Annotated in this window: 16 protein-coding genes; 6 read left to right on the forward strand and 10 right to left on the reverse strand. The window is 61.5% G+C overall.

The genetic code is table 11. From position 1 onward, the window contains the following. Positions 1–37: 37 nt before the first annotated feature. Both ppx and NMG70_RS23645 read right to left on the reverse strand, forming a co-directional pair. A complete protein-coding gene (gene ppx / locus NMG70_RS23640; protein WP_254026755.1) occupies positions 38–1573 on the reverse strand; it encodes an exopolyphosphatase in 1536 nt (511 codons plus the stop codon). After that, positions 1573–3774 carry an RNA degradosome polyphosphate kinase gene (locus NMG70_RS23645; protein ID WP_254026756.1) on the reverse strand — a complete coding sequence of 734 codons (2202 nt, stop codon included), beginning with the start codon at positions 3772–3774 and terminating at the stop codon, positions 1573–1575. Before NMG70_RS23645 ends, ppx begins: the two co-directional genes overlap by 1 nt. A gap of 315 nt (positions 3775–4089) precedes the next feature. Here NMG70_RS23645 and NMG70_RS23650 point away from each other — a divergent pair, with 315 nt between their 5' ends. Both NMG70_RS23650 and NMG70_RS23655 read left to right on the forward strand, forming a co-directional pair. Beyond that, positions 4090–4335 (forward strand): zinc-finger domain-containing protein, encoded by a 246-nt coding sequence (locus tag NMG70_RS23650; RefSeq protein ID WP_254026757.1) that lies wholly within the window; start codon positions 4090–4092, stop codon positions 4333–4335. 15 nt (positions 4336–4350) lie between these two features. Continuing rightward, positions 4351–5580 (forward strand): FAD-dependent monooxygenase, encoded by a 1230-nt coding sequence (locus NMG70_RS23655; protein ID WP_254026758.1) that lies wholly within the window; start codon positions 4351–4353, stop codon positions 5578–5580. Between the two features lie 395 nt (positions 5581–5975). Here NMG70_RS23655 and NMG70_RS23660 read toward each other — a convergent pair whose 3' ends face one another. The 4 genes from NMG70_RS23660 to NMG70_RS23675 form a co-directional block, all read right to left on the reverse strand. Further along, entirely contained in the window at positions 5976–6779 is an 804-nt protein-coding gene (locus NMG70_RS23660; RefSeq protein WP_301555178.1) for an amino acid ABC transporter ATP-binding protein, read from the reverse strand. A gap of 21 nt (positions 6780–6800) precedes the next feature. Continuing rightward, a complete protein-coding gene (locus tag NMG70_RS23665; RefSeq protein WP_254026759.1) occupies positions 6801–7958 on the reverse strand; it encodes an amino acid ABC transporter permease in 1158 nt (385 codons plus the stop codon). A 4-nt stretch (positions 7959–7962) separates the two neighbouring features. Beyond that, a complete protein-coding gene (locus tag NMG70_RS23670) occupies positions 7963–9150 on the reverse strand; it encodes an amino acid ABC transporter permease (RefSeq protein WP_254026760.1) in 1188 nt (395 codons plus the stop codon). A 63-nt stretch (positions 9151–9213) separates the two neighbouring features. Then, complete coding sequence (locus NMG70_RS23675; RefSeq protein ID WP_254026761.1) at positions 9214–10242, reverse strand: amino acid ABC transporter substrate-binding protein; 1029 nt, start codon at positions 10240–10242, stop codon at positions 9214–9216. 443 nt (positions 10243–10685) lie between these two features. Here NMG70_RS23675 and NMG70_RS23680 point away from each other — a divergent pair, with 443 nt between their 5' ends. The 3 genes from NMG70_RS23680 (at position 10686) to NMG70_RS23690 (ending at position 14245) form a co-directional block, all read left to right on the forward strand. Then, positions 10686–11855, forward strand: coding sequence for a cystathionine beta-lyase (locus NMG70_RS23680; protein WP_254026762.1), 1170 nt, complete (start codon positions 10686–10688; stop codon positions 11853–11855). A gap of 124 nt (positions 11856–11979) precedes the next feature. Next, entirely contained in the window at positions 11980–12369 is a 390-nt protein-coding gene (locus NMG70_RS23685) for a YkvA family protein (RefSeq protein ID WP_254026763.1), read from the forward strand. Between the two features lie 583 nt (positions 12370–12952). Beyond that, entirely contained in the window at positions 12953–14245 is a 1293-nt protein-coding gene (locus NMG70_RS23690) for an NRAMP family divalent metal transporter (protein ID WP_254026764.1), read from the forward strand. Between the two features lie 93 nt (positions 14246–14338). Here the strand turns inward: NMG70_RS23690 and NMG70_RS23695 are convergent, their stop codons facing one another. The 4 genes from NMG70_RS23695 to NMG70_RS23710 all read right to left on the reverse strand — a co-directional run bounded on the left by NMG70_RS23695 (position 14339) and on the right by NMG70_RS23710 (position 15931). Next, positions 14339–14548, reverse strand: coding sequence for a hypothetical protein (locus NMG70_RS23695; RefSeq protein ID WP_254026765.1), 210 nt, complete (start codon positions 14546–14548; stop codon positions 14339–14341). A gap of 14 nt (positions 14549–14562) precedes the next feature. Further along, positions 14563–14763: a hypothetical protein gene (locus tag NMG70_RS23700; protein ID WP_254026766.1), complete on the reverse strand. Its 201-nt coding sequence runs from the start codon at positions 14761–14763 to the stop codon at positions 14563–14565. A 75-nt stretch (positions 14764–14838) separates the two neighbouring features. Then, positions 14839–15138 carry a DUF1236 domain-containing protein gene (locus NMG70_RS23705; protein ID WP_254026767.1) on the reverse strand — a complete coding sequence of 100 codons (300 nt, stop codon included), beginning with the start codon at positions 15136–15138 and terminating at the stop codon, positions 14839–14841. 508 nt (positions 15139–15646) lie between these two features. Continuing rightward, entirely contained in the window at positions 15647–15931 is a 285-nt protein-coding gene (locus NMG70_RS23710; protein WP_301555179.1) for a DUF982 domain-containing protein, read from the reverse strand. Between the two features lie 275 nt (positions 15932–16206). On the opposite strand from NMG70_RS23710, the gene NMG70_RS23715 reads away from it, so the two are divergent. Then, the gene (locus tag NMG70_RS23715) at positions 16207–16629 is read left to right on the forward strand and encodes a YidB family protein (protein ID WP_254026769.1); all 423 of its coding nucleotides are present in this window, start codon (positions 16207–16209) and stop codon (positions 16627–16629) included. Positions 16630–16743: the final 114 nt, after the last annotated feature.

Genomic DNA, 16743 nt, shown 5'->3' on the forward strand with positions numbered 1-16743 from the left:
AATACTTGACTCAGCCAGACTACTTGACTGAGCCAGACTACTTGGCTGGCATAGTGGGGCCACCCTCGACCGCCAGCACCAGCCGGCGGTTGGTGATCCTTGCCAACTGCGCAAGTCGCCCGGCCGGCCGCTCGCCGTAAAGATCGGTCAGCGAAGCCGGCAGCACCAGCGCAAGCACGCCGGTGCCGCGCCTCTCCCATGTCAGCCGCGGCATCACGCCCGGCATCGCCGCCGTCAGCAGGTAGACGACGCGCATCACCGCGGCCAGCACGCGGGCGCGTTCGATATAGCGCGGCGTTGCCAGTGCCTTGATTTCCGGCGCAATCGATTCGTTGAAGATGCCCTCATGACGGTAGGCGTTGGCCAGCGCCAGAAAGGCGCGGCCGGGATGGTCGACGCCGATGAAGGAGGCGTGGGCAATGATGTTGAGCGACTGCTTGCCGCGATATTCGGGATGCGCGCGCCAGCCGATGTCGGCAAGCAGGCAGGCGGCCTGGCGGTAACGCGCCTCGTCGACGGTCTCCTCGATGCCGAAGACGGCGAAGGTCTTGCCCGTCCACTCGACAAGCTCATGCGCGTGGGTGACCGAGCGCGAACGCAGACGGGCGAGTTCCTCCGAGGCCGAGATCAGCGGATCTGCCTTCTGCTCGGCTTTGTCGAGCAGCGAATAGAGAAAGCCCTCGCGCACGCCCAGCGCCGAGACGATGATCTTGGACGGCTGCATCACCGCCATGATCTCCTGCAGCACGATGGCGCCATAAGGCAGCAGCGAGCGGCGGTTCTTCGAGACGCCTTCGATGCCCTTTACTTTCTCGATCTCGCCCTTGGCGACCTGCTTGAGGAAGCTCGCAGCGCTGTCGATGCCGATCTCGTAATGATGCATGACGCTCAGCGGGTAGCCGGTCATTTCCATGTACAGCCGGGCGAGGTTTCGCCAGGTGCCGCCGACGGCATAGAACGGCCTGCCCTGCCCGCCTTTCAGCAGCTTTGCCTTCGCGAGCTCGTCGCGCGCTATCTTTGCCGCCTGGGCCAGCGAGTTCTTGGCCATGTCCTGCAGGCGCAGGCCGCCCAGCGGCAGCGTAATGCCGTCGCCGATTGCCTCGCCATCGACGTCGACCAGCTCGAGGCTGCCGCCGCCGAGGTCGCCGGCGATGCCGTTGGCCGGGTGGAAGCCGGAAATGACGCCAAGCGCGGAATAATGGGCTTCCTGGCGCCCGCTCAGCACCTGGACCTCGGTCTTGAGCACATCTTCGGCGCGGTGGATGAAATCGGGGCCGTTGACCGCCTCGCGGGCGGCGGCAGTCGCCAGCACATACATATGCTCGGCGCCGGCCTGCTCCGACAGCGCGCGGAAACGCCGGAATTCTTCCATCGAGCGGGTCACCGCCTCGGGGTCGAGCCTTCCGGTCGAAACGATGCCGCGACCGAGGCCGGCCAGCATCTTTTCGTTGAACAGCGTGGTTGGCGAGCGCGCCAGCCCCTCATAGACGACAAGACGGATCGAGTTCGAGCCGATGTCGATGATGGACAGCGGTCGGCGGTCCTGAAGCCGGCCCTGGGACGTTGAAATCATCAGCCGGTCGCTGCGCCGTTTTTCTTGCGGCGCTTGAACTGCGCGATGCGCTTGGGCGCATGCGATTTCAGCGCATCGCCGCGTCCGGAAAGGCTCGGATTGGTCATGAAATATTCCTGCGCGTTGAACGGTTCCTCGCCCTCCTCAAGCGTGGCGCGCCGGGAGGTTCCGTCAGCCAATACGTCGAAACTTTGCTGGTTGTCCATGATGTTGCCCAGCATGATCTGACCGAGGACTTGTTCATGCACCGTTGGATTGGTGATCGGCACCATGGTTTCGACGCGACGGTCGAGATTGCGCGGCATCAAATCGGCCGATGAGATGTAGACGACCGCCCCGTCCGACGGCAGTCCATGGCCGTTGCCGAAACAATAGATGCGGCTGTGCTCGAGGAAGCGGCCGACGATCGACTTGACCCTTATGTTTTCCGACAGGCCCGGCACCTGGGGCCTCAGGCAGCAGATGCCGCGCACGACGAGATCGATCTCGACGCCGGCGCGGCTGGCGTCATAGAGCGCGTCGATGATGATCGGGTCGACCAGCGAATTCATCTTCATCCAGATGCGGGCCGGCCTGCCGTCCAGCGCATGGGCAACCTCGTCCGAAATGTGCCTGAGGATGCGTTTGCGCAGCGTGAAGGGCGAGATGGCCAGCCGCATCTCTTCGGTCGGCTCGGCGTAGCCGGTGATGAAATTGAACAACTGGGCGACATCGCGGGCGATTGTCGGAGCGGTGGTGAAGAAGGACAGGTCGGTGTAGATGCGCGCGGTGACGGGATGGTAGTTGCCGGTCCCGAGATGTACATAGTTGCGCAGCTTGCCGTCCTCGCGCCGCACCACCAGCGACATCTTCGCGTGGGTCTTCAGTTCGAGAAAGCCGAACACGACCTGAACGCCGGCGCGCTCGAGGTCGCGCGCCCAGCGGATGTTGGCTTCCTCGTCGAAACGCGCCTTGAGTTCGACCAGCGCGGTCACCGACTTGCCGGCCTCTGCCGCGTCGACCAAAGCGCGCACGATCGGGCTGTCGTTCGAGGTGCGATAGAGCGTCTGCTTGATCGCTACCACTTCCGGATCGGCCATCGCCTGGCGCAGGAACTGCACCACCACGTCGAAGGATTCGTAGGGGTGATGAACGATGATGTCCTTCTCGCGGATGGCGGCGAAACAGTCGCCGCCGTGCTCGCGGATGCGTTCGGGAAAGCGCGGATTGTAAGGCTTGAATTTGAGATCGTCCCGGGCGATGGCGACGATCTCGGAAATCTGGCTGAGCGCCAGCGGACCGGTGAGCACGCTGATGCGGCTCGACGAGACGCCAAGCTCGCCGGCGACGAACTCGCGCAGTTCGGCCGGCATCAGCTTGTCGAATTCGATGCGGATGACCGAGCCGCGGCGACGACGTTTCAGCGCCGTCTCGAACAGGCGCACGAGATCCTCGGACTCTTCCTCGACCTCGATGTCGCTGTCGCGGATGATGCGGAACGTGCCGGAGCCCTTGACTTCATAGCCGGGGAACAGCTTGCCGATATAGAGGCCGACCGCTTCTTCCAGCGGAATGAAGCGGACATGGTGCTTGCGGTCAGGCAAGCGAATGAAGCGCTTCAGCGCCACCGGCAGACGCAACAGCGCGCTCATCTCCTCGCCATTCCTGCGATGGCGCAGTTGCAGGGCCATCGAGAAGCCGAGATTGGGAATGAACGGGAATGGATGCGCCGGGTCGATCGACAGCGGTGTGAGCACCGGAAACACCTGCTCCTGGAAATGATCCTCGAGCCAGGTCTTCTCGTCCTTGGTCAGCCCATCGCGGCTGATGCTCTCGATGCCTTCCTTGTCGAGCAGCAGCATCAGCGCGGAAAGGCTTTTCTGCTGGTCTTCCTGCAGACGCTCGACTTCGCGCAGCAACTGTTCCAGCTGTTGTTCGGGGGTTCGGCCGTCCGGGCTCTTCAGCGTGATGCCTTCGCGGACCTGGCCGGCGAGACCGGCGACGCGGACCATGAAGAACTCGTCGAGATTGGCAGCCGAAATCGACAGGAAGCGGACACGCTCGAGCAGCGGATGGTTGGCGTTCAGCGATTCCTCGAGGACGCGGCGGTTGAATTGCAGCCAGGAAAACTCGCGGTTGACAAACCGGTCCGGGTTGCCGCCCTCCGGGCTCGCCACCTCGACAGTGGTGAATTCGCTCTGCACCGGCTTTAGTTCGTTCATGGTTCCTGCTCGTTTCCCACCCGCGGGCCACAGCGCCGCGCGTCTTTCCGGACGCAAAGACGCTCTACCACTCCATACGCCACGCATGATCCCAGCGAAACCGAATTCGATTTTCGGGGCCATGCCTTAACCGGCTCAGCTTATCCTGTGACAGGCTTTTACGACAGTTTGATTTCAGCGATCTTGCAAAGAGACTGCTTATGATCCAGATGCAATCCAGGTACAGCGCGGCGCGTCCTTTGGACGCGCAAAGGACGCGGTGGAATTTTGATTTTGCGCATGATGCGGGTCATGCGGCAAATGTAGGAGACGACGATGGCAGGCGGTTCCATTCCTCATTTCCAGAACGATGCGGGCTATGCGGCGATCGACATCGGCGTCAAGGAATTCATGTGCACTGGCGCCAACCCACCTTTCGACCATCCGCATGTGTTTCTCGACATGGGCGACGACAATGAAAAGGTCTGCCCCTATTGCTCGACGCTTTTTCGCTATTCGCCAAAGCTGAAGGCGACGGAAACGCAGCCTGCGGGATGCCTGTATATCGACCAGGCCGCCTGACGCGCACACCATCCCATGGACGACACCCGGTCCCGGCAGGTCGTTATCGCCGGAGCCGGTGTCGCCGGACTGACCGCGGCACTGGCGTTTTCCGAGCGCGGCTATCTGGTGCGGCTGTTCGAACAGGCGCCGCGCCTCGAAGCGGCCGGCGCGGGCATCCAGCTCTCACCCAACGCGACACGCATCCTTCGCCAACTCGGCGTGCTCGACCGGCTGTTGCCGGCGGCGGTGCGGCCGGAGACGGTCGTGCTCAAGGACGCAGCCACGCTGCGTGAGCTGGCGCGGGTGCCGCTTGGCCAAGCAGCCGAAAGGCGCTGGCAGGCGCCTTATCTCGTCGCTCATCGGGCTGATCTGCAAGACGCGCTGATGGCGCGCCTTGCCGAACAGCCGGACATCAGTCTCGTCACCGGCGCGCGCGTCGGCGGCATCGCCACAGGACCGCACCATACCACGGCAACAGTCGAGATTGCCGGCAAGACAGTCGAAGCCGGCGGCTTTCTGCTGATCGGCGCCGACGGGGTCTGGTCGGCGATCCGCGCTTTTGGCGGGTTTGCGGCCAAAAGCCGGTTTTCGGGCGAGCTTGCCTGGCGCGCTACGATCGGTGCAGACAGTGCCGCAGGAGAAGCCCTTGCGGCGGTCGGCGCCGCCAATTGCGTGACCACCTTCCTGCATCCCGGCTTCCACCTCGTCGCCTATCCAGTCAGCAACGGCACGGCGTTCAACCTGGCCGCTTTCACCAGGGGCGAGATCATCGCCGAGGGCTGGTCGGGCCACGCCGACCCCAATATCCTCGTCGGCGCCATGCGTGGCACGGCGGCAGCACTGGCCCGGCTTGCCGAGAATGCCGGCCCGTGGACCGCATGGCCGATCCATACGGTCGACCAGGCACAGCCATGGACAACGCCCGCCGGCATCGCGCTGATCGGCGATGCGGCGCATGCGATGACGCCGTTCGCGGCGCAGGGGGCGGCGATGGCGATCGAGGATGCCGCAACCCTTGCCGGCTTTGTCGCGGCCTCACCCGCCGATCCTTGGGGCGCGCTTGCCGCCTGGGAAAAGATGCGGGGCCCGCGCATCGCCAAGGTCTCGCGCCGCGGTGCCGTCAACCGGCTCGCCTGGCACGCTTCCGGGCCGGTGGCCGTGGCGCGCAACTTGTTCCTGAAGTGGCGCTCGCCGGAAAAGCTCGCGGCCGATCTCGATTGGCTCTACGGCTGGCGGCCGCCGGAAGTTGGCGATCGGCGATGAAAGCTCGACGCCGGCGGGACAGCGCCCCCCTCTGTCCTGCCCTCTTTGCCAAAACTTGGCATCTCCCCCACTTGGGGGGAGATCGGCCGCACCTCGGCTTTCGCAAATCCCCAACGTTGCAGGATGAAGCACAGCGCCGAAGCTGCCAATCTCCCCCTCGTGGGGGAGATGCCAAGTTTTGGCAAAGAGTGGCAGGACAGAGGGGCGCGAAGGAATGAGACGCTCGCCCCCCCAGCAATGTCCGCAAGCCCGCGATATGCAGAGCCAGGAGGGCTTTTTCATGAGAGACGGCGTTTCATGGGGACCGCCTTGCAACCGGGGGTGCGATCGCACTCAGACCCAAAAAAGAGCCCGGCCGGGTTTCGGCCGGGCTCTTTTGATTTGAATGACAGGGGTCAGTGCAGGATCTGCGACAGGAACAGTTTTGTGCGCTCGTGGCGCGGATTGTCGAAGAACTCGGCTGGCGTGTTCTGCTCGACGATCTGGCCCTGGTCCATGAAGATCACCCGGTTGGCGACCTTGCGTGCAAAGCCCATCTCGTGGGTGACGCAGAGCATGGTCATGCCCTCTTCGGCGAGGCCAACCATCGTCTCCAGCACTTCCTTGATCATTTCCGGATCGAGCGCCGAGGTCGGCTCGTCGAACAGCATGATGCGCGGATTCATGCACAACGAGCGGGCGATGGCGACGCGCTGCTGCTGGCCGCCGGAAAGCTGGCCGGGATATTTGTTGGCCTGTTCCGGGATCTTGACGCGCTTGAGGAAGTGCATGGCGATTTCCTCGGCCTGCTTCTTCGGCGTCTTGCGCACCCAGATCGGCGCCAGCGTGCAGTTTTCCAGGATGGTCAAATGCGGGAACAGGTTGAAGTGCTGGAACACCATGCCGACCTCGCGGCGCACCTCGTCGATCTTCTTGAGATCGTTGGTCAATTCCTTGCCGTCGACGATGATCTTGCCCTTCTGGTGCTCTTCCAGCCGGTTGATGCAGCGGATCATCGTCGATTTGCCGGAGCCCGAAGGGCCGCAAATGACGATGCGCTCGCCGCGCATCACCTTCAGGTTGATGTCCTTCAGCACATGGAATTCGCCGTACCATTTGTGCATGCCAATGATGTCGATGGCGACATCGGTGGTGGAAACCTGCATCTTGGCGGCATTGACCTTGATCTCTTCCGCGCTGACTGCATTTTCTATGGTCATGGCAGGTTCCCTTTTTTGTTCTTAGCGCTTGTGGCCGGTGTCGAGCCGGCGTTCCGTGAACATCGAATAGCGCGACATGCCGAAACAGAACAGCCAGAAGACGAAGGCAGCGAACACCAGGCCGGACCTGGCCGTTTGCGGCGTTGCCCAGTTGGGGTCGGAAAAATTCTGTTTGACGACGCCGAGCAGGTCGAACATCGAGATGATCGAGACCAGGCTGGTGTCCTTGAACATGCCGATGAAGGTGTTGACGATGCCGGGAATGACCAGCTTCAGCGCCTGCGGCAGCACGATCAGGCCCATTTTCTGCCAGTACCCGAGGCCGAGCGAATCCGCACCCTCATACTGGCCCTTTGGGATCGCCTGGAGGCCGCCGCGCACCACTTCGGACATATAGGCAGCGGCAAACAGCGAGACACCGATCAGCGCGCGCAGGAACTTGTCGAAGCTGACGCCGGCCGGCAGGAACAGCGGCAGCATGACGCTGGCCATGAACAGAACTGTGATCAGCGGGATGCCGCGCACCGTCTCGATGAAGATGACGCACAGCATCTTGACGATCGGCATCTTCGATCGCCGGCCCAGCGCCAGCACGATGCCGAGCGGCAGCGAAACGGCAATGCCGACGAAGGACAGCGTGAGCGTCACCAGAAGCCCGCCCCATAGCGAGGTTTCGACATGCGGCAGGCCGAACACGCCGCCAACCAGCAGGAAGAAGGCAAAGATCGGCAGCGCCCCGAAGAACAAAATGGCGTTCAGCCCTTTGCGCGGCACCTTCGGGATGAGCAACGGCACCAGAAGTGCCACGAACAGGATGGCGACCAGGATCGGCCGCCAGCGCTCATCGATCGGATAGCGGCCGAACATGAACTGGCCGAACTTGGCGTTGACGAAGGCCCAACAGGCGCCGGACCAGCCGTCCGGTTGGATGCCGCCCTGCGCCACCGTGGCGCAGAAGGTGCGGTCCGTGCCGATCCATTGGGCATTGATGAAGGCCCAGCCGATCAGTTGCGGCAGGATCATCGCGACCAGCACGATGCCGATGATGGTCAGGATCGTGTCACCGGTCGAAGCAATCAGGTTCTTGCGTATCCAGGCGCCCAGGCCGCGCTCGCTTGACGGCGCCGACTGTGCCAGCGCCATTTCGACGCGGACGAAGGAAAGGTCGTGCTCTTGCATGTCCCTACCTCTCCACCAGCGCCATTCTGGCGTTGACCACGTTCATGACCACCGACGTCAACAGGCTGAGCGCGAGATAGACCACCATCATGATCAGCACGCACTCGATAGCCTGGCCGGTCTGGTTCAGCACCGTGCCGGTCGTCGCCGTCAGGTCCGGGTAGCCGATGGCGATGGCCAGCGACGAGTTCTTGGTCAGGTTCAGATACTGACTGGTCAGCGGCGGAATGACGATGCGCATAGCTTGCGGAATGACGACAAGCCGCAGGATCGATCCCGGCCGCAGCCCGAGCGCACCGGCTGCCTCGGTCTGACCCTTACTGACGCCCATGATGCCGGCCCGCACGATTTCGGCGATGAAGGCCGCCGTATAGAAGGACAGCGCCAGGTAGAGCGACAGGAACTCCGGCTTGACCTGAAAGCCGCCAGTCAGATTGAAGGTCGATTGCTTTGGATAATCGAAGCTCAGCGGGAAGCCGCTCAGCGCGTAGGCTAGCAACGGCAAGCCGATGATCAAAGCCGCCGATGTCCAGAACACAGGGAATTGCTGGCCGGTCGCCATCTGCCGCTGACGCGCCTTGCGGGCGACGAACCACGCCATGGCGATGCCGAGAAGCAAAGCGACCAGGATCAGCCAGGAGCCTTCACCCCACACGGCGCGTGGAAAATAAAAGCCGCGTTGGTTGAGAAAGGAGCTGAACGGCAAATTGATGCTTTCGCGCGGCGGCGGCAGCACCGAAAGCACGCCGGAATACCAGAAGAAGATGACCAGCAGCGGCGGGATGTTGCGGAAGACCTCGACATAGACCATGCAGATCTTGCGGATCAGCCAGTTGTGCGAAAGCCGGCCGACGCCGAGGATGAAGCCGATGAGGGTGGCGGTGATGATGCCGGCCCCGGCAACGATGAGTGTGTTGATGAAGCCGACCACGATGGCGCGGCCATAGGTCGAATCCGACGAATAGGCGATGGCGCTGTCACTGATGTCGAAGCCGGCGCGCGACTTGAGGAAGCCGAAGCCTGACGCAATGCGCAGGCGCGTCAGATTGTCGATGGTGTTTTGGACGAACCACCAGACCAACGCGACCAGCACGATGACGACCACCGCCTGGAAGAATATGCCGCGGACCTTCGGATCATTGATGAAGGAGCCGCGGCTTGGCTCCTCGCGAAGAATTTCCTGCGATGCCATTCGACCATCCCCTGGAAAGAGAAACCGGGAGGCAGACGATCTGCCTCCCGGATCACATTTCGATCAGCGGATCGGCGGAGCGTATTGCAGCCCGCCCTTGGTCCACAACGCGTTGATGCCGCGCGCGATCTTCAGCGGGCTGCCCGACCCGACATTGCGTTCGAACATCTCGCCGTAATTGCCAACCGCCTTGACGATGTTGACGACCCAGTCGTTCGAGACGCCGAGATCGGTGCCGATCTTGGTGTCGGCCTCCTGGCCGAGCACGCGCTTGATCTCGGGATTGTCCGAGGTCTTCATCTCCTCGACATTGGCCTTGGTGATGCCGAGTTCCTCTGCCTGCAACAGCGCAAAATAGGTCCACTTGACGATGTGGTACCACTGGTCGTCGCCCTGGCGCACGGCCGGTCCGAGCGGTTCCTTGGAGATGATCTCAGGCAGCACGACGTGGTCGGCGGGCGAGCCCAGCGTCAGCCGGATGCCGTAGAGACCTGATTGGTCGGTGGTGTAGACGTCGCAGCGGCCGGCGTCATAGGCGGCGTCGACCTCTGACAGCTGTTCGAAGACGACCGGGCTGTACTCCATCTTGTTCGTCTTGAAGTAATCGGCGAGGTTGAGCTCGGTCGTGGTGCCGCTCTGCACACAGACGGCCGCGCCCGAAAGCTGCAGCGCGGAATTCACCCCCGGCAGCTTCTTGGCGTTGATCATGAAGCCCTGTCCGTCATAATAGGTGACACCGACGAAGTTCAGACCAAGCGCCGTATCGCGGTTAATGGTCCAGGTGGTGTTGCGCGACAAGACGTCGATCTCGCCTGACTGTAGCGCGGTGAAGCGTTCCTTGGCGCTGAGCGGCGTAAACTTGACCTTGGTGCCATCGCCAAAAACGGCGGCCGCGACAGCGCGGCAAAAATCGGCATCGATTCCTTGCCAGTCGCCCTTGTCGTCCGGCGCCGAGAAGCCGGCCAGTCCGGTCGACACGCCGCATTGGATGAAGCCCTTCGCCTTGACGTCGTCGAGCGTGGCCGCCGACGCAGCCGAAGCCACCAATCCAAGCGCGGCGGCGCCCAGAATGCCGATTGCAATGTGTTTCATAACCCACAGACCCTTTTCTGTTTTTTTCAGGCGAACCTGACTTTTTTCCGTGTGAACGCAGCTTCCCGTTCCGGCCCATTCCCGGAACCCGCATCGCAACCGACGCGCTGCCTCCCATTCACGAACTGCATCGAAGGCGATTATTTCAGTGAGGTCAAGGAAAATGACCGAAACCGAAAGAGTTCGAAAAGCAATTGCCGCAAATGCCTGAATTGCAGACAAACGCGCCTGGAAATTAGCCAGCGGTGCGAACAAAGCCGGCAAAGTCCGATCAATGCGAATCGGGGTTGCGCCGGCAAACCCGTCCCTCGGATTTACCGCGCATGACTGACTTGTCATGGGATGAATTGGCGTACCCAAAGTCCGCCGGCTGGCGGATGGCGAACGGTTGCGCGGCCAATGCCGCCGCACTATGGCTACCGCTTCATCAGAGGCGCAGCGCAATGACAAAAGACGGCAACCAAATGGGCATCAACACGCGGCTTGCCCACTCGGGCAACAATCCGCACGACTATTTCGGCTTCGTCAATCCGCCGGTCGTGCATGCCTCGACCGTGCTCTATCCCAACGCGGCGACTATGGCGGCACGCAGCCAGAAATACACCTACGGCACGCGCGGCACGCCGACCACCGACGCGCTTACCAGCGCCATCGACGGGTTGGAAGGCTCGGCCGGCACGATTGTGGTGCCCTCCGGCCTGGCGGCGGTGATGGTGCCGCTGCTCGCCTTCCTGTCGGCCGGCGACCATGTCCTGATCGTCGATTCCGTCTATCACCCGACCCGCAATTTCGCCGACACGATGCTGAAACGGCTGGGCGTCGAGGTCGGGTACTACGATCCGCATGTCGGCGCCGGTATTGCCGCGCTGATCAAGTCCAGCACCAGGGTCGTGTTCACCGAATCGCCGGCCTCCAACACTTTCGAGGTGCAGGACATACCGGCCATTGCTAGCGCGGCACATGCCGCAGGTGCGATCGTCATGATGGACAACACCTGGGCGACGCCGCTCTACTTCCGCCCGCTCGACCACGGCGTCGACATCTCGATCCATGCGGCGACGAAATACCCGGCCGGCCATTCCGACGTGCTGCTCGGCACCGCGTCGGCCAACAAGGCCTGCTGGAAACAGCTTTGCGAGACCTTCTACACGATGGGCTGCTGCGCCGGGCCGGACGACGTCTATCAGGTGCTGCGCGGCCTGCGCACGATGGGCGTGCGCCTCGACCACCATCAGCGCAGCGCTCTGGCGATCGCCGGCTGGCTGGAGGGCCAGCCGGGCGTGGCGCGCGTGCTGCATCCAGCGCTTGCCAGCCATCCCGACCACGACCTCTGGAAGCGCGACTTCTGCGGCTCGAGCGGCATCTTCTCGATCGTCCTCGCGGGCGGCGGCCAGAAACAGCAGCATGCCTTCCTCGACGCGCTCAGGATATTCGGCCTCGGCTATTCCTGGGGCGGCTATGAGAGCCTTGCGGTGCCGGTCTTCCTCGGCGACCGCGTCGTCGCCAAGGGCCCTTATGACGGCCCGCTCATCCGCCTGCAGATCGGGCTCGAGGACGTCGATGACCTCAAGGCCGATCTGGCGCGCGGCCTCGCCGCCGCCGCGGCCGCTTGAAGGCTTGCGCCCCCGCGTCTTGCTAAATCCAATTCGCCAACGCGGGTAATCTACTCGTAAACAAGAGAATTCCGCACATACATGAGCGAATGTCCCGGCGGACAATCTGTGCTAAAGTGACGCCATGAAAGCCTGGCTGGAAACGGCAAAGAGCCGGGCGCGCGACATCAAGCTTGATGTCGTCGCTCTGTGGATCGCCGCGCGCGACCCTCGGGTGCCCTGGTTTGCAAAATTCGTTGCCGGGATGGTGGCCGCCTATGCGCTTTCCCCAATCGATCTGATCCCGGATTTCATTCCGGTGCTTGGCTATATCGACGATCTGATCATCGTGCCGCTCGGCGTAATCCTGGCCATCAGGCTTGTTCCGCCGCCGCTGATAGACGAGTTTCGAGCGCGGGCTGCCGCGCTCGAAAAACAGCCGCAAAGCAGGATGGGGATGTTCTTTGTCGTGGCGCTCTGGCTGGCTTTGGCAGCTTTGCTGATCTGGGCGTTCTGGCCCACCCACGCCAAATAATGCGATCAGGCAGCCTGCACCTGAAGCCGCCTTGCCTGCTGCGCCGGCGGCCTAAAGCGCGTCGCGTTTGACCGGCCTCATGCGACGCGCTTCAGGTTGTTGTTTTTAAGCATGTCGTTGTCGCAATACTCACCGGGCTCAATCCGATCGAGCAAGCCCTTTGGCAACATCAAACATTGATGTGACGCGCACGGCGTCGAACCATTGAAGCGACTGGCGCGCCATCGGCCAACTCATCCAGACAATCACACCGGCAGAATTTCTCGTAAAACGCCGGGTATGGTTCCGTCAAAAAATGAAAGGCTTAGAAAGAGGCCCAAGCTCATTGAAATCGTGGCTCGATCATGGCCAAGATCGAGACTGTCTGCACCATTGGGCCGGCCGACCAGCAAAACGAAGAACGCGTCCGGCGCGCTGAACACTCGGCTGACGCTGGGAACAAGCAGCCGATTGCGGAGTTGAAACGGCGGTAGAGGTTTGCCGGAATGAACTCCAGTCCCGTGCTGCGGTACATTTATTGGATAATTGCTCTCGACGTTTCAGTCGTGCTTGCGCACCACGCTCATAGCGCGGCGTGGCCGCAATGACGCAGCGCGATCGTAATGCCACTTCACCACGGGAAGACAAGAAGGACGGCATAGGGCGAGCACTTGGACTCGGCCTTATCACCGGCGCCGCTGACGACGACTGCTCGGCGATCGGCACCTATGCAAGTGCCGGAGCGCGCTTTGGCCCGGACCTGCTTTGGACCGCCCCTGTAACGCTGCCGATGATGTACACTGTCGTGTATCTCTCGTCGAAGCTTGGACAGGTTTCGGGCCGCGGCCTCTTTCATGCGATCAAGGACTTCTACCCCCGGTGGCTGCTCTGGGCTGTTCTCGTGGGCGTGCTGATCGGCAACACGATCGAAGCAGCCGCCGATCTCGGCGCCATGGCTGCATCCATCAACATCTTCCTTCCTGTTCCGATCCCCCTCATTGTGATTGTAGTCGCGGCCGCGATCTTTGCTCTCCAGCTTTGGGGCTCTTACACGCTCATACGCAACATCTTCCGCTGGCTCGCGCTGGCCCTGCTTGCCTATGTCGGCTCAGCCATCATGGCGAAGCCGGATGCGGCAGCCGTGCTGTGGGGCACACTTGTTCCAAAGATCGAGTTCAGCCGCGAGTTCCTGTCCATTCTGGTGGCCATCATCGGCACCACCCTTTCAGCGTATCTCTACACCTGGCAGTCGAATGAGGAGGTGGAGGAAGAGATTGCCGAGGGGAGAACGACGCTGAACAAGCGCAAGGGTGCCACGGACGGTGAACTGCGCCGCTCCCGCCGCGATATCCTGATCGGCATGATTTTTTCCAACCTCATCATGTACTTCATTATCCTGTCGACAGGGTCTACGCTCTATGAAGCCGGCGAGCACGACGTCGAGACGGCAGCTCAAGCAGCCGAAGCTCTCAAGCCGCTGGCTGGTGCGGCCGCTGGCGTACTGTTCGCTGCCGGCGTGATCGGGGTCGGGTTCCTTGCCGTTCCGGTCATGACGACAGGTGCGGCATACGATCTGGCGCAGGCAGTTGGATGGAAGCACAGCCTTCATGCCAAGCCGCGTGAGGCGCCAAAGTTCTATATCGCGATCGGCGCCTTCACGTTGATTGCTGTCGGCCTGAATTTCCTGGGTTTCAACCCAATGAAGGCGCTCGTCTGGTCCGGCATCGTGCAGGGCTTTTCCACGCCGCCACTGCTTCTCCTCATCATGCTGATGACGAACAACCCGCGGATCATGGGAGACAAGGTCAACAGCCGGGCAACCAACGCTCTGGGATGGGCTACCACGATCGCCATCTTTTCCGCCTCTTTGGGGCTGGTAGCGACCTGGTTTATCTAGGTTGCCATCCCACTCGCGCTCGAGCCCGGCAATTCGAGTTCATTTCAATAAAGGAGTTGGCGATGAAGGAGTTGGTCTGCACATCTGCCGCAGCTACCGCGCTCCCGGCGGCATGGCCAAGTGCGCGTGCTTCTGGAAGATCGCAATCTTGTCGGGATAGGTAATCCGGATCTCGCGTCCGCATCCGTCGCACTTGTAATGGGAAACGACCTGAAACCAGCTGCCGTTCTTGACGACGGTGAAGTTGCACTGCGGGCATTGGAAAGTCAGGCCAACAGAGAACAGGCTGGGAGACAGGGACATTGCAGCACTTCTTGTTAGTCCAACGTCTCGACGACGAAGGATGCGGCAATCAAATCGTCGGCATCGATTCTGCCCTTGCCGCCCTCCAGGACGGCTGCGACCTTTCGAAAGATCTTCAGTTCGTTCTCGGTAATCCGGGCGCCGCGCATCCTCTCATTGAGGTCAGCCACGCGTATTCGCAGCGCCTGCGACGCTCCAATCTCACGGTTCGACATGGTGATCACATTCCTCGTCGCTCGACTTCCCGCCGCACCTTTCGGCACGGCGGGCTGTCCTCCCAGTCGCTTAGCTCATTCGATGACTTTGATGATCTTGCGCGTGCCCGGATCAACCACAACGGTCCGGTTGTCGACCACCACATAACGGTATTTTGTGTTGGGGACTTCATGAAGTTCGACGGTTTCGGGCAAGGTTGAGCCGATATTGAGTTCCACTCCAGGGATTTTCACCGATGCTAGCGGCTCCTTTTTGACATATTCCCTGATGACGGTCTCCTGTTCAGGCTCGATCACTACGTCCTGAGCGGCAGCGGCGCCGATACCGGCCAGCAACAGAAACCCGGCGGCTGCAGTGGAAAGACGCATACTCATAAGTGCCTCCTTTATGTGAGCTCTATTGCGCTGAACGGCATCGTCTTCGCGCCAGGCTAACCAAACCTCAGCCAGCCGCAAACGTTCCTTGGTGGGGCTTCGGTCTGATTCGAGACGGGACCTAAGTCTCACCTGTTTTCGCGTAACAGCCCGGACACCGCGCCACCCGGAACTGCGGCTGCTCGTACCAGTTGCCAGCTGTGAGTTTACGGAAGGAGCCGATGGAAAATGGCGTCCACCAAGCCCGCTGGTTACTCGCTGCGGTCTTCGCCGTCGCCATCACGTTCCTGGCGACAGTCGTTAGCTAGGGACCGGCCGGACTTTGACGATTGGACCAAGAACGAACTGAGATCTGCGCAGCTACGTCCCTTCCTGCGCTGATAAGGACTACCCGCCATTCCTCAATTTTGGCGGGTGGTCCACAATCACGGCTGGCCCACAATCACGGCTGGCCAAGTTCGCCCGGGAGAGGCCTGTCAGCGGTTCAAGGTCGCGAGGCAGCATCACCTCATATAAGGTCTTCGGCAACCCCGTCGAATTTCCTGAGGCCTGCGCTTGGTGGCTTTTGCCTGAGAAGCCCCTGTTCAGATGCGGCCGCCTCGAAAGCAGCGAACGCAGCTTGGTGACTGCAATGTCCGGCCAGGCACTCCTCGATCATTCGGATTGCTTCAAGTCGGGACGGCTTGTCCATGGATGGCCATGGTTGCTGCAGCGCCTTCGCAGCGTCGGCTATCGACGCGATCGCCATCGATTTGCCATTCAAGTGGATTGAAATCGGAATGAACGCGGTCATTTTTAAAGCTCGCCGGGATAGAAGGCGGCTAAACGCGAAGACAAGGCAGTGGTTGCATACTTGTGATTCAGAGCGCGCCGTCCGATGCGATCGAGCCTGAACATGCACGTGCGATAGCCTTGATCGTTTCGGCGGCGCCGGTGCTGAAGTCCTGCCGGGATCCGACCGGGCAGCCCCATCGCCCTTAACCGAACTGAAAACCAGCCCAGCAGCAAATACCGTGGAACCTTTCAAAGCCGCATGCCTTGTCCGTTCTTCATGGAAGGAGGTGCGAAATGAGCCTTGACATAGGAAAAGTCGCCATAGCCTTGCTTGGCCTGCTTGCCTACAAGAATAGGGATAAGATCGGCGAGTTAATCGCCGGTAGGAACTCGACAGATGCCAAAAACGCTGGCTCCCCCGGCGGGCTCGGCGACATCCTGGAGCGTCTCAGGAATGCGGGTGCGGGCGATCAAGTCGATTCTTGGGTTGGTACAGGATCAAATCGCCCCGTTCAGCGCGACCAAGTCGAGAAAGCGATCGATCCGCAAACGTTGAGCGATCTCGCGGAGCAAACCGGATTGTCCCGCGAGGAACTTCTCGACCGGCTCACAAGAGAACTGCCCGACGCGGTGGACAAGCTTACCCCCGACGGCCAGATGCCCGTGAGCAAAGGTCCAGATCTCCTCGACGAAGTACCTGGAGCTAGTCGCACTTAGCACCAAGCTTAAAAATGAAAGCCCGCGCTTCCGGGCGAGGACGCGGGCCGATCAGCGCATCGCCGATACTATGTGTCCAGAATGGACCCTGTTGCCCTTCCCGAGAGATGGGTG

Source organism: Mesorhizobium ventifaucium (assembly GCF_935822925.1).
In the GTDB taxonomy this organism is placed as follows: domain Bacteria; phylum Pseudomonadota; class Alphaproteobacteria; order Rhizobiales; family Rhizobiaceae; genus Mesorhizobium; species Mesorhizobium ventifaucium.

Bases quoted from the DNA above. Each gene is read 5' to 3' on its own strand.
- NMG70_RS23710 (WP_301555179.1), bottom strand. From the start codon at position 15,931: ATGACCGCGTTCATTCCGATTTCAATCCACTTGAATGGCAAATCGATG.
- NMG70_RS23690 (WP_254026764.1), top strand. From the start codon at position 12,953: ATGACGCAGCGCGATCGTAATGCCACTTCACCACGGGAAGACAAGAAG.
- ppx (WP_254026755.1), bottom strand. From the start codon at position 1,573: ATGATTTCAACGTCCCAGGGCCGGCTTCAGGACCGCCGACCGCTGTCC.
- NMG70_RS23715 (WP_254026769.1), top strand. From the start codon at position 16,207: ATGAGCCTTGACATAGGAAAAGTCGCCATAGCCTTGCTTGGCCTGCTT.
- NMG70_RS23670 (WP_254026760.1), bottom strand. From the start codon at position 9,150: ATGGCATCGCAGGAAATTCTTCGCGAGGAGCCAAGCCGCGGCTCCTTC.
- NMG70_RS23675 (WP_254026761.1), bottom strand. From the start codon at position 10,242: ATGAAACACATTGCAATCGGCATTCTGGGCGCCGCCGCGCTTGGATTG.
- NMG70_RS23660 (WP_301555178.1), bottom strand. From the start codon at position 6,779: ATGACCATAGAAAATGCAGTCAGCGCGGAAGAGATCAAGGTCAATGCC.
- NMG70_RS23665 (WP_254026759.1), bottom strand. From the start codon at position 7,958: ATGCAAGAGCACGACCTTTCCTTCGTCCGCGTCGAAATGGCGCTGGCA.
- NMG70_RS23700 (WP_254026766.1), bottom strand. From the start codon at position 14,763: ATGTCGAACCGTGAGATTGGAGCGTCGCAGGCGCTGCGAATACGCGTG.
- NMG70_RS23645 (WP_254026756.1), bottom strand. From the start codon at position 3,774: ATGAACGAACTAAAGCCGGTGCAGAGCGAATTCACCACTGTCGAGGTG.
- NMG70_RS23705 (WP_254026767.1), bottom strand. From the start codon at position 15,138: ATGAGTATGCGTCTTTCCACTGCAGCCGCCGGGTTTCTGTTGCTGGCC.
- NMG70_RS23650 (WP_254026757.1), top strand. From the start codon at position 4,090: ATGGCAGGCGGTTCCATTCCTCATTTCCAGAACGATGCGGGCTATGCG.
- NMG70_RS23680 (WP_254026762.1), top strand. From the start codon at position 10,686: ATGACAAAAGACGGCAACCAAATGGGCATCAACACGCGGCTTGCCCAC.
- NMG70_RS23685 (WP_254026763.1), top strand. From the start codon at position 11,980: ATGAAAGCCTGGCTGGAAACGGCAAAGAGCCGGGCGCGCGACATCAAG.
- NMG70_RS23655 (WP_254026758.1), top strand. From the start codon at position 4,351: ATGGACGACACCCGGTCCCGGCAGGTCGTTATCGCCGGAGCCGGTGTC.
- NMG70_RS23695 (WP_254026765.1), bottom strand. From the start codon at position 14,548: ATGTCCCTGTCTCCCAGCCTGTTCTCTGTTGGCCTGACTTTCCAATGC.